This is a genomic window from Chryseobacterium sp. WLY505 (assembly GCF_030846215.1).
Classification (GTDB): Bacteria; Bacteroidota; Bacteroidia; order Flavobacteriales; family Weeksellaceae; genus Chryseobacterium.
The window spans coordinates 928,000-941,163 of the sequence record NZ_JAVCWI010000001.1 but is presented as its reverse complement, the minus strand read 5'-3'; the positions used below and the strand labels follow the sequence as shown (position 1 = coordinate 941,163).

Below are 13,164 nucleotides of genomic sequence, written 5' to 3'. Positions count from 1 at the left end.
ATGTTTTTACCTATTGTTAATAGTAAAAGATTATTCTAAAGGTGGCAAATTCTTAAACTTCTTATCTGTTAAAGCTATTAAATCAAATTCTTTTGATGTATTTGTTAACGTGTCAGTAAACTTCACAAATAATCTGGCGAAAACAGTATAAATCTCATTTCCAAACTTGCAATTCAAAGGTTGTAAGCTTTCTGTCTTATCAGAATTTATTAACTCCATAAACAATCTACCTGTACTGTTTTCAATGTGTAATACTGTTTCCTCTGTTCCAGAAACCGGAAGGCCATAACCTGTTTCAATAATTACATTTCCTCCAGTACCATCTAAATTTGTTACATATAATTTACCACCTCCGGGCGAAAATTCGTAACTGTATTCAATTTCAAAATTAGCAGTTCCCCTGACATCTATAACTAATCTGCTGTAACCACAATCAGCATTTTCCGCTTTATTATTTACTAATATTATGTATGGATTAAACTGCCAGTTTACAGTTAACGTATTCGATATTTTATTGTAAAAATCATCGGCATTAACAATGATTCTGAAATAAACATCTGTCCCTGAAATTATACTAGTAAAAACATCATCTATGATAACACCTTCTTTTGTACTTCCGTATTGACGAATTGTAATCCAATTGATTCCATCAAGTGAATATTGAACATTAATAATAGTATTTACATATTCTTCTGCATAATCCCAATGTAAGGTGACTGTATTTTTGTTGTCCTGCACAACAGATACAAGAACTGGATTTGCAACTGATTTTCCTTTAATTTTACCTTTGAAACTAAGGACATTTGTTTTACGATCATGGGAAAAGGCACCATCTCCAAATGGGTATGCATCATAAATCCCTAATGGGGTATTCAACGATATATATCCACGGCTGTTTGCTCTATCTCCCGAGATTCCGTATCTCCAATTTTCATACAAAGCAATGAATTCTTGAAAAGTTACGTTAGTGTAAGAAATTTCAATTTTTTCTCCGGAAAAGAAAGGCTGTTTATAAGCTCGCATTCTTCCCAGATTTTCATCTGCGCCTACAGTAATCAAACCAGGTAACTCATTTACAAGATCCAGAGAATTTACTTTCATTTGAGCTTTGTCGTTGTTCTTGTAGTTGGTAACCTTTAAGAGCTCTGAACTTTGCTTTTTCCTTAACCCACTGCCAAACCATTGAAACCATCTTGCCATGTGATATTTCGGATTATGACGGGAATTTGTAGATGTTTCAGCATTTCTTACAAATTGATCTTCTGTAAATCCGTCTCGTACTGATCTGTTTTTAGTTAATGATGGAATTAAATATCTGATTGGAGTGTCATTTGTTCCAGATTCTATTCCTGAAGTTTTATCAAGGGTTAATTCAGCTTTATTTATATTTAAAATAGTCCAGGTGCCAGAATTATAACCTTCAGTAATTTGAACGCTTGATCCAACCTCCATGAATGTCGTATCGAATGCCAATTCAGCACATGTTAAAACTAATTTGTTGTCTTTATTTTGATGAATACAGTTTGGGAAAACTCCTGAATCCCAATAATCTGATTCACTAACCATATCAATCATAACTAAATCATCGTCGTTATCATTGGTTGAAGAACTTTTATCTTCTATAAGTTCTTGAATCTTATATTCATCAACAATTAAATCAGTTTGTTTATCAAATTTATTTTTGATGCTTTTAATTGGAGTGGTAAATTCTGCAGATGTTATAAAGTTCTGAATGTCGTCCTTAACATTTTTTGAAAACTTCTTTGATCCGAAAATCATTGTATTAAAAACAACATCTTTATCATTTTCTGTCTCATATCCTTCTTGTAAGTAAATCTTATTTGATAGATCGAATACTTTTATATCTTTAAAAAAATACCCCAACTCTTCAACAATTACATTTTCATTGAGCACATCAAAACCTAAAGCCAATAATTTTGCAGCCCCTTCAGTAATCAATGATTTGAAAGATGTTTTAATTTTTTGACCTGCAGTATAAATAGTTGGTAATCCTCTTAAATAAACACCCGTAGAAACAGATGTATTGTAGTAAATTCCTCCCAAACCTAAATAATTACTTACAACACTTAATCCGGATGCTGTATAATTTTTCACTACCTGTTTCACAGCATCAATCAATCGTATACCGCTAGTTTTAACTATTGGAGATTCCATATTGGTAGTTATTTCTATACTGGTATTAGTTTTTAATGATGACATAATGAATTTATCATTTTCATCGGTTGTTAAAAACAAAAAGCTTAAATTTTGCCCTGGTGACAAATTGGAAACATCATTTATATTTAACGCAAAGGTTTCATTTTCAATTTTTATTTCTGAGCTATTTCCAGTTTGTGAAGTAAATGGCTTCAATAATTGTGTATAAAAAATACCGGGTCCAGAAACAACTGCATAAAACCCAACATTTGGAGGTGTAGTAATAGCACTATTGTCTCTGCCAAATACAACCTGCATGTTACTTACTTCCACTTTTATTGCTTTTAATGTTATATCCGTAGCAACAAATGGTCCCTGATCTATTTTTTTGGAAATAATACTCCCTATAATGAAGTTTTTAATTCCACAAAATTCATTCGTGTTATTTCCAAACTCGTACTCATCAGACCTACTAAAAGAGAAGAACCCAGACGTACTTGCCTCAAAATTCAAAATATCCTGTGAAACGTCCCATGAATAAAAATTAGACAGTTTCGAAGCTCCTTTTTTATACCCCAATTGAAAAGTCTCTACTGGAGTAATTGTATTTTCATCTAAATCTTTGGTTCCAAATAAATCGATTGTAACATCATCACGATTGAAAAGCTTATTTTGCGCTTCACTTTTTATCAGTTCTACATCAATAATAAAAGTGTTACCTTCCAGTGTGCGATTGTACTTATTCATGTTTACCTCAAAGTTATCTTTCAGTAAATCATATTCAACTCCATTTTTAACGGCAAGCCATTTGAAAATAATACGGCCGTCCCCTGCCTGTTCTTGATTAACATTAACAAGTACATCACAAGCAATCTTATTACTGTATTGATAAAATTTAAGCTTTGTGTTTTCACCAATAATGAAATCTTTTACAAACATTAATTCATCATCAATATTTACAATAGAGTCTACATCGTCCCACCCATCGGGTTTATTTATGACATATTCCCCCTGGAAAAGTCCAGAGGGTACTATGAATTTGAAAATATTTTTAACGCCGTTTTCGTTTATTATATGGTTAATTGGTATCATAAAATTTTTCTTCTTTTGTTTTTAAATCGTATTCTCCGATAATTAATCCATAATTTTTCCCTATGTACTTAATTATTTTACCGTACTCCCTTGTTACAGTTGGTTTATCCAACAATTCCATTGTTCTTCTGAACTCTCTACCTGTTTTCCTCGCAATTTCGTCCGAATTATCCCGGTAATTATTAACTATAGAAACTTGCGGGGCAATCATGCTTTCTCTTGCAATTCTTTGGAATACTTTATTTCCAATTTTGGCAGCAGGTCCCATAGTTTTTAAAATTCGCTTGGTTTCATCAGCTGTATAAACTGTATCACCTTTATCAAGCCATGTCACTTTATCCCCGGAATCAGATCCTAAAGATTTAATACGCCCATCTTCTCCTGCAATAATCTCACGACCTCTATCCTGGGTAATTGCAAATTCTGCTTTTCCTCCAGTTCTACCTTTCCAATATTTCGGAACCGGATCTTTGGACATTATGGCAACCGATTGAGCGACACCAAAACCAAGAGCGAGCGCAGCCGGAATAGCCCCAGCGATGAATCCCATCTGAGCGAGTGTCATTGTTGCTGCCAAAGCACCATTAATAAGGGCCTGTTGTGCTGCAGCCTTTTGTTCAGCCCTTGCCTTCTGCGTTTCAATTAGTTTTTCACGTTGGCGTTGCTGATCCTGATAAACTCTTGCTTCATCTTCTAGTCTATTTCTTTCGGCAGTCTGTTCTGCTGTAAGCTCTTCAAGACTGTTTAAAGCTTCTAAACGGCTATTGATAAAACCTAATTCCTGTTCGGTAGATTCCTGGGAATACTTAAGCTGTTCATCTAAAGCAGCAATAGTTTTTTCCTTTTGACTGTTAACCATAGAGGAAAGACCATCTGCAATTGCAGAACCTGCCAGAATAACAGCATCTTTTGCAGATAATGATCCTTCAATAATTTTTTTATAAAGATCATCAAATTGATCACCGATTGCAGCTGCAAAATTACCAAGCCCCATATCTTGGAAGCCTTTCACAAGGATATCCTTAGTTTTCAACCATTCTGGAGCAACCTCAGAATTTTTATCCATACCAAGTCCGATATTGGTATTCTGGAGATTCTTTATAGTTGACTCATACTCTTTAAGGGCTCTTTCTTCTTCTGGAGTAATTACAACAGCTTGTCCTTTCATGGATCTGATAACCTGTTGCGCTAAAATCTGAGCTTGCAATAATTGAAGCCTTTTAATTTCTTCCTTGTTTTTTTCAATCTGAATATCTTTCTCCAGCTGGGAAAGTTTGTAAGCTCGTTGATCAGCAGAAAGACTCTTATCTTTAAGAATTAAAGATCTTTGATCTTCAAAATTAGATTCTACTTTACTTTGAGTTATTGCAGATTGCCTGTCTATTTCGTTGAAAACAGCTTCAGGAAGAGAATTCATACGTTCAATCCTTCTGTCTTCAATTTTACCTATTTCTTCATCTCTGGCATTTTCAAGCTCAATAACTCTTTGACCTGATTTTGCCGCCAGATCTACCTGCTTATCATAATAGTCTGTAATCTCTTGGATAAGTTTTCCGTCAAGTTCTATCTGCTTATTGATACGTTCTACATCATTAAGTGTTTGATCTTGATCCAAACTCTTTGATTCCCTTTCTATAATGTTTTGTTGCTTTTCAAAGGAAGCCTTTAAATTCTTTGATCTTTCATCATACAATTCTTTATTTGACTGTACAGCTGCATCTATAGCCTTTTTATATGAAGCCCCCTGAATCTGTTTCTCTTTTGCATTTGCCCCTTTTAAATATTTTTGAATTTTATCATTGTACCTAATGGTAGTATTTAGTTTTTCTTGAAGATAATCTTCATACCCAATTTTTAAATCCAGTCTATTTTTTTCCAAATTAGCTAGTTCAGTATCTCTTTCAGCTTGAGCAATCATTATAAAATCCTTTTGAGCAGGTGATAATGTTGCTGACTTTGGTTTTGGTGTTTTTACCGGATCAGTTGGAGCAGATGCGGATTGTCTTTTTACTAATTTGTTATCTACAACATCGTATTCTCCCACTTTTTTACCTGTATTTTTCGCCGTTTTTGAATCAAAGAAATAACCGTTAAAGGTAGCATAGGCCTGATTTAATTCTCTTGCAGCCTTAATCGATTTTTGATAATCTTGATTCTGCTGTCTTTTAGCCAACTCCTGCTGTTGTGCCAGATAATTATAAGATCCTCCAAGGGAATAATTAGACTTCATTAAGTCTGTATTTATTCCTAACATGTTTCCGGTGGCTCCAAATAATCGGTCTAAAGTTTTTAACTGAGCGTTTTGCTTATCTGTAAGTTCTTGAGCTGATTTATTCAGGTTTTTAGTTGTTCTGATATAACCACTAGAAGTAATTACTCCAAAAGATACAGCATTACTCATATTGTTAAATAATTGAGTGGTTTCTTCTGTTACTCCACCTAATTTTCGCAGAGCCACAAATGCTTCTCCTATGTCTTTTTTGCCCGAAATTAGGTCGTCATAGACTTTTCTTTGAGCTGTTGATAAATTGTTAATTGCAACTGCATTTTCCTGCTCTGCTTTTGTGATATAAATAATTCTCTCTGCCTGTTCTTCCAATACTTCATTTAGTTCATCCATATTTTTTTGCAGAATAATCTTTTGCAAGTACTGTTGATTAGTCAGTTTTAATCTTTGTTCAATTTGTTCCAATGATGTCTTTTCTTTATCCAATCCATCAAGGAAATAAGGATTTATGGAGATCATCTGATCAATAATGTCCTTTCTTGCTTTCTGATCTTCCCAGTTTGCCTTTAAAGAAAGCCCCAGCTTATTAAATTCTAATTGCTGCCTTTGTATATCGGTAATAAACTGACTTGGAGTCATTTCTTTTAAAAGCCCTGAAATAACTTGAGACATTCCAGAGAAAGCAGAATTTACGTTTCCGGATCTACTTTCAACAGCATCTACAAAAATTGTCCAGGAGTTGGTAATTCTATTAATAGAAGCTTGAGCTGTATCAATATCTTCACCAAGACCAAGTTTATATTTTTTATTAAGCTGTTCAGCAAATTTTGGAAGCACATCTTCAGCAATAACTTCTCCTTTTTTCAGCATTTTATCAAGTTCTGCTGTTGACACTCCCATACCATCAGCAAATAACCTGAACGCACCTGCCATACGATCACCCAGCTGTCCACGTAATTCTTCTGCCTGAACTTTTCCTTTGGACATCATTTGCCCTAAAGCTCGAAGAATCCCGTTTGTATCATCTGTGGTGACTCCAAGCATAGCACTTGATTTTGCAACAGCATCAAATATTACTTTTGATTTTTCACCTTCCAAAGTGGTACCTTGAGCGGATGCGCTGAAGTTATTATATGCCTGGCTTAAAGAAATTAATTCAACACCATATTTTTGCGCTATTCCGGTTAAAAAAGCGTTTTGTCTACCGACTTCCTCATTCGTTTTAAAAATTGATTTTTGCGCTAAATGAAGCGTTTCCAACTTCACAGCTGTATCTTTGTAAGCGGTTCCAAGTTTGTAGAAGGAACTGGCAATATTATCAATTGAGGCTGCAATTCCTAAACCTTTAAGAATATCTGTTACACGACCTTGTAAGGCTCCGTTTCGTTGCTCAGATGGTAGTGTTTGTTGATTTAATCTCCTAAGCTCTCTTTCAAGTCTTATCGCTTCATTTGTCGAAGTTCTGAAATCTTTTCCCAGTTGAGCCATTTGCCTTCTATAGTCTCTTTGAGAAATTTCACCATTTCTCAATCTATCACGAAGCAAAATCATTTCCGCCCCATAATCACGGGCCGTTTGTCTGGTCTGGCGGGTTTGGCGGGTTAACTGAGCATGAGCACTGGAAGCATCTCTGTTTGCTCTTGCTTCCGCTGCGGCTTCTCTTGCTGCCTGTTGTCTTGCACGGCTCTCTGATCGGCTGGCTTCGGCTAATTCCCTTCTTGTTCTTGCTTGTTCGGTTTGAAGTCTTGCCTGCTGTTGTTCTAACCTTGCAGTCCTCGCCAAAGCATCTGCCAATTGCCTTTCCATAGCAGTATACTGAGAAGTATATTGATTTAGCTCTCGTATGGCAGCTGAATACTCTCTAATCCTTCCAGAATTGAAAGCCTGGTTAATTTTGTTAGTATTCACAACCATTTCTTTGAACATCTTGATAACGTCCTTTCCTGCTGCTTCTATCTGCTTAAGCTCTTTAACGGATTCTTGAGTCTGGATTACTGCTAAATTATCTGGCATGATTATTCAACTTATTTATTTCTTCAACTCTCTTTATTAAAGCCTTGACCATTAATCCATACTGGTAGAGAGATATTTTTGTATCATCTACCGGTATTTCTAATCCAAGACATACACTTACAAATTGTTCTTCAATATCAAATTCAGATTCTTTTTTATCAGAGTCTTCCTTTTGTATTTGGCTCTCCAGTTTTGAGAGCTGATTTTTAAGCTTTTCAATTTTATTTTGAATAAACTGCCTTTGTTTATATAGATCATCGGTTTTTTGTACCTTAAAATCTTTTAACAAGTTTTTAAATATATCTGTGTTCAACTCCTCAGATATTGGCAGCTTATGATATTCTCGTATTTCAGTACTTCTTATCGTTAGTTCAATAAGCTGGAGTATTATGTTGTATTTATTGCATTCATTGGTTACAGTGGCATGCTCACCATAAAGGACAACATCATTATTTTTTACATTCATAGAAGTTGCGTAATCTTCTTCTATATTATCGAACTGTTCTTTTAATTTATTTTTATCAACTTTAATTACATCTCCAGCTTGATAGCCTTTAACCATAAAATAAAAATCCCCCGTTTGAACTATTCTTTTATAATTGCAAAATGGGAGATCTTTACTATCTTGATAAATTCTAATTTTATTTTTATTGAGTGTTTTCATATAAACATGGGTGCTCACGCACGAAAAACCATTCAGGTAATCCATCGGATCCGATAAATTCTCTTTCAATGGCAATTTGATTTGGATTAATTCCTTTCGGAACTTGTGCTATCTCTAAACCTCTTTCACCGTCAAAAACATGGTAAATGAAATTCCTTTGTTCAGGATCTTCAGCGTATTTTTTTAGAATCTGGCATTCTGTCTTTGTGACAGTTTTACTACAATTACACATTATTTCTTAATTCTGCCTTCATTTATGATACTTAAAACCTGTGGTTTAATTTTCGGTATGTTTTTTTTCTGAGCATCAATCATCTGCTGTTTGGTTATACCGATAATCCTATGTTTGGGAATAACATAGTAAATATCTCGCATGTATACCGGACTGTAGTCAAGGGTAAATTGAACTTCTTTAAGTCCTATCTTTACTTTAATTCGCCTGTACAATAATCCGTCATACTTTTTATCCCACCAGTGTTTTAAATCCCATCTACGATTGTTCAAAGGGTTCATTCTATTCTTGTAGTCAGCATAGAACACATTTCCCCTTCTATACTTTTTAGAGTAAGGGGGCATTCGGCCCCCATCACTCGTTTTTCCTCTTAACAGGTTATCCTGGTTTATTAATGGAAGGTTTGACTCTTTTAGCGCCTGCTGTACCAGTTTCGGTGTCACTTTGATTGCCAACTGAATTCTCTTCACGAATGTCTCCGGGTTGATCTTTGCCATTGTTTGAGATTTTAGGCGTTAAATGCTTTTCGATCGTCTTAACATCCAGTTCTGGATATTTTTCTTGGATGTATTCCACCGCCTTTTCGAAAGAAGGAAAAGGCTTTGGTGGAACAATCTTATAGGTTCCAACTGCATATTCCATTACGCTGATACTTTTTCGGTTATAGATTTCCCGGCGTAATAGTCGGTGTCTAAAACGTAAACCGGATATCCAGCCTCATTGATTTCAAAAGAAATATCCTGGTTAGCAACTAAAGCTGCATGAGTGAAAGTATATTCACCATTTTGTTCTGTAACTGCTGTCACAGCCTCCAATGTTCCGTTTCTTCTCATTTTCCAGTTTGCTGGAGTTGTAAGTCCAGTAACTACGCTACTTGCGCAAATATTGGATATTTTAACTTTGGTACTTGTAGCAGCAGCCACTAATGGAGTTGTAATATCTACTGAAACACCTGTAACAGGATTTAATTGTGTAAAGTCAATTTCATCATTTTCAAACAACACAGATTGACCCTGCCAGTACTTCATCGCATCAGGCTCTAAATCAACTTCCAGAGTAGATCCCACACCTTCCGCTGTAGTTTTCACCTTTTTGATTCCGGTAAATAGATTTGCATCAAAACCTTTGATTTTACCATCATTTAGTAAAGCACCTAAAACGGAACCATCTTGCATTACCAAGAAAATAGCGTATCTTTCACTTTTGTCGAGCAACTGAAGTTGATTCTGGAAACAATTTCCTTTATTGAACATGAATTTCCATCTTTTAATACCTAGTGTATTCTTGCTTCTTTTTCCTGTTGAAGAAGAAGTGAAATTTGCTTCCTCATCGTTATCCTCTGCAGAAAAGAATTTTACAGTTCCAATAATCTTATCTCTTTGGATCAGATCATCTAAAACTGTTTTTGTGAATGTTTCTGAATCAAATTTCACAGATCTGTCCGCTAAAATAAATCCGGACACCTGGTCTTCATCGCAAAATCGGCCACCTAATCTGGATACCTGATCTTCTGCGTTACATTTTTTAATTGTTAAAGCCATTTTATATTTATTTTTTTATTTTAATTATTTAACACATTGAATCTATTGAATAAGGAATCGTTTTCAAATCAATCCGAAAACAGTAGTATGGTTGAATGTTATCAAATTCATATAAGAAAGATTCAAATACACTTTGGTAGTCTGTTACAATTGTGTATTCATTCGTAAACCCTCCACTTTTATCTACAGCATTCACAACATCTGCCAAGACTTTAGCATCACATCTTCCAGGTTCATCCGGATAAATGAATTTTAGATCAAGAATGAAATAGAGTTTTACTTTTGTCTCAAACTGGATGTTATTTAGTCTTTCCTGATCATCTTCAGCAGTGAAGAAAAACTTATCTCTTTCAGAAACAATTAAATTACCGCTGTATTCATTTTTATAAGTGTAATGTTCAACTGTTCTTTTTTCGCTCTCGTCTTCTAAGACATAACATCTTGGATAGCCATCTAAATCTTTATCCCATTTTTTGGTTAAGGCAGCATAAATCTTTTTTTGCGCCTTATGAATTAGCTGATCAAGTCCTACTGGATTATTTCTTTCGTACAGCATAATTAAACAGATGTTACTTCAACTTCAAATCCTGAATCTTCATCTCCTAACTGGGTATCGAATGTTTTCTGGATGATTTTCTTTGCTTCTCTCAGTTCGTAAAAGTACCTTTTAGCAGAAGTGTTGGCTTCAAGATCTTTCGTTTCCATCATCAACATGTCTTTGTTGATTCCATTCTCAGTGCGATTACTACGCTGGTGCGAATTCGCCAAAAACATTTGTAATGTCATGTACTCGAAAGTCGCTTTAAAAAGTCCTACAAAATTTTGAAGATTGTAATTCAGGTAATTTTCACTTTCAAGTGTGACAGTTACATTGAATCCTAAACCATTTGAAAAGTTTTGATAGTTGTACCTTGATGATTCCGGAGTATTACCTATTCCTGTAACCGGATAACAAACAAATCCATCATATTTCAGTTCGTCAACCCATCCGAAGTTTGTCATTACTTCCTGGCTCTCTATAGCAAATATCCACTTACCACGGCCGGAAAAAGAATAATTTAATTCTTCAAATGACACTTTTCCATTTTTCGGGTTCAAAACCAAAGTATTAATCAATTGTCCCTCATTTACCACATATAGATTAACTGGACTATTTGTAAGAGCCTGTAAAGAAATTTCATTTAATGTAATGGTTATATAATCGCTTCCTTTCGATTCAAAAACCCATGCTGAGTAATCATTTGGAAGTTTGTACTTACTTTCTCCGTTTTCATAGATGTACTGAGAGTTTATAAGCCTTCTTGAAAGATATAGGTCAGAAACAACTTTGTCCTTTACCTTTTCAATCCAAGATTTAAGGATAATATTTTCTTTACTGGTCAACATCCATGTACTACTGTCGGATCCGGGTGTAATATTTAACACTTCGTTTTTCAAACATTGATAAAGTGAATTGTTGTGTTTGACAACATCCTTTCTATCTTGTGTTTCAGAATACTTATTGTATACAGCTCCCTCGATATAATCTTTAAAATCAATTTCATTGAAAGGAAGGAAATGCAGAAGATTATCTACAGTAATATAAGGGTGAACACCGCTGTTTAAAACTATACCTGTTTTTGAATTCAGTTTTAGTTCTTGATCCAGTTCGATATTTGAAGTGTACTCTTCTGCAAATCCTATTTTCATAACCTTTGATTTAATTATTATGCTTCTTTTGCCCAGACACCAGTTCCGGAAATAACAATCCAAGCCTTTGCGCCAGCATTCCCTGTACCGACAATTGTAATGTTATCTCCTGTTTTGGAAGTAGATTTTGTGTTTTGAGCCGCTTTGTTCACAGTCCCATCTAATGTGACAGCTCCCACCGTTCCAGAAATCCCATCTGTAGCTGCCGGAGATACTTTGATAATATTATTTCCTGCATCGCCTGTATTCACAAAAGTGAATTTTAATCCCTTCTTGGTTGGTGGAAGAGTTACAGCTTTTGCATCGACTCCTACTAAAATTGTTTTTCCAGAATCATGCACGGTTAAAGCCAGATTGTCTGTAAGTTCTTGGATTGCGACAGTACTCAGTACCCCCACATTTCCTTTACTGTCTGTATAAGTTATATTGTTCATCTTTTACTTATTTTATGATGCTAATCCAGCGATTTTAATTACCGGATTAACTCTGTTAGACAAATCACTATTAAACTCTTCAAACAGATACACTCTAACCCATAAAGCCATTTCTTGATAATGGGTCATGATTAAGTTTGTATCTCTTCCAGCACCCACCAATGAAGTAGAATTTGTAGCTTCAAGGTTTGTAAATACGTTAGCTCTCATTCTGACAAATGGAAGCTCCATATCTGAAATCGACCATTCTTTTCCAGCGAACTTGGTACCCATTCTAAAATCTGCAGGGAAATTCTCATACATTGCAATAGCACCATTTCTTACATAGTACCCATTGAAGTTATTAGACCCTGGGACTAAGGTTCCGGTTTCGTGTAATTGATTGATTGCAGGAAATCCTAAAGCCTGAAGGTTTTTCTCATTGCTGTTTCCATATTTTGCCCATTCATTCTTTGCTGCTGCAAGACCCGCTCTTGATGTTACAATCTCGTAATCTCCTCCAATTTCATTTGCATCAACAATTCTGGAAAGGTTAGCAAACATGTACTCTTTTTGAGCTTCTTTGCTAATTTCAAGAGTATCTGTAGTGGCATTAAAACTGAAAGTTTTAGATCCATCAGAAACTTGCGCTGTCCCTAATGGAAGGGATTGCGTTTTTCTAGCTTCTAATCTGGAAAGAATAATAGCATCTAAGGCTTTACCCATTCCATAGGTTACTTTTTTAACCTTGTGATCAAGATCAAACTGCTCTTTTACTGTATTGTTGGCATAATGAGCAGGATAATGTCTAAAGCCAGAGAAGATGTCGTACGCGATCGGTGTAATCTTTCCAGACATTGAAAGGTTTGCAGGAATTTCAAACCCCGGAACCGCCGTAACTGTTACTTCTTGGTCAATAATTGCCGGAATCTCTACATCTCGTAAAGAAGATATCTCAGCGATTTTTTGTACTACATCAGGTGAAATCCAATCAGCCTGTTCTGTACTGTTCTTTGCTAAATCAACTCCACCAAGTTCCGCATAACGTGATTCCGAGAACGTATTGGTGTCCTGGTAGTTATTCAGCATTGTTACATCTAAATTCATTTAATAATTGTTTTTTGTTAATAATTATA

10 protein-coding genes are annotated in these 13,164 nt (G+C 35.1%); all 10 read right to left on the bottom strand.

The window, feature by feature from the left end; translation table 11 throughout:
• Positions 1 to 30 precede the first annotated feature (30 nt).
• The 10 genes from RAH34_RS04340 to RAH34_RS04295 all read right to left on the bottom strand — a co-directional run bounded on the left by RAH34_RS04340 (position 31) and on the right by RAH34_RS04295 (position 13,135).
• On the bottom strand, positions 31 to 3,249 hold the full coding sequence (locus RAH34_RS04340) for a hypothetical protein (RefSeq protein WP_306595278.1): 3,219 nt from the start codon (positions 3,247 to 3,249) through the stop codon (positions 31 to 33).
• A complete protein-coding gene (locus tag RAH34_RS04335) occupies positions 3,236 to 7,489 on the bottom strand; it encodes a tape measure protein (protein ID WP_306595277.1) in 4,254 nt (1,417 codons plus the stop codon). The genes RAH34_RS04340 and RAH34_RS04335 overlap by 14 nt, the downstream gene beginning before the upstream one ends.
• Positions 7,479 to 8,153: a hypothetical protein gene (locus RAH34_RS04330; protein ID WP_306595276.1), complete on the bottom strand. Its 675-nt coding sequence runs from the start codon at positions 8,151 to 8,153 to the stop codon at positions 7,479 to 7,481. Before RAH34_RS04330 ends, RAH34_RS04335 begins: the two co-directional genes overlap by 11 nt.
• Positions 8,137 to 8,385 (bottom strand): hypothetical protein, encoded by a 249-nt coding sequence (locus RAH34_RS04325; protein WP_306595275.1) that lies wholly within the window; start codon positions 8,383 to 8,385, stop codon positions 8,137 to 8,139. The genes RAH34_RS04330 and RAH34_RS04325 overlap by 17 nt, the downstream gene beginning before the upstream one ends.
• Positions 8,385 to 8,882, bottom strand: coding sequence for a hypothetical protein (locus RAH34_RS04320; RefSeq protein WP_306595274.1), 498 nt, complete (start codon positions 8,880 to 8,882; stop codon positions 8,385 to 8,387). Before RAH34_RS04320 ends, RAH34_RS04325 begins: the two co-directional genes overlap by 1 nt.
• A gap of 144 nt (positions 8,883 to 9,026) precedes the next feature.
• The gene (locus tag RAH34_RS04315) at positions 9,027 to 9,926 is read right to left on the bottom strand and encodes a hypothetical protein (protein ID WP_306595273.1); all 900 of its coding nucleotides are present in this window, start codon (positions 9,924 to 9,926) and stop codon (positions 9,027 to 9,029) included.
• A 28-nt stretch (positions 9,927 to 9,954) separates the two neighbouring features.
• Positions 9,955 to 10,482, bottom strand: coding sequence for a hypothetical protein (locus RAH34_RS04310; RefSeq protein WP_306595272.1), 528 nt, complete (start codon positions 10,480 to 10,482; stop codon positions 9,955 to 9,957).
• Between the two features lie 2 nt (positions 10,483 to 10,484).
• Entirely contained in the window at positions 10,485 to 11,615 is a 1,131-nt protein-coding gene (locus tag RAH34_RS04305) for a hypothetical protein (protein ID WP_306595271.1), read from the bottom strand.
• Between the two features lie 17 nt (positions 11,616 to 11,632).
• Positions 11,633 to 12,049, bottom strand: coding sequence for a hypothetical protein (locus tag RAH34_RS04300; RefSeq protein ID WP_306595270.1), 417 nt, complete (start codon positions 12,047 to 12,049; stop codon positions 11,633 to 11,635).
• 12 nt (positions 12,050 to 12,061) lie between these two features.
• A complete protein-coding gene (locus RAH34_RS04295) occupies positions 12,062 to 13,135 on the bottom strand; it encodes a hypothetical protein (protein WP_306595269.1) in 1,074 nt (357 codons plus the stop codon).
• Between the last annotated feature and the right edge of the window lie 29 nt (positions 13,136 to 13,164).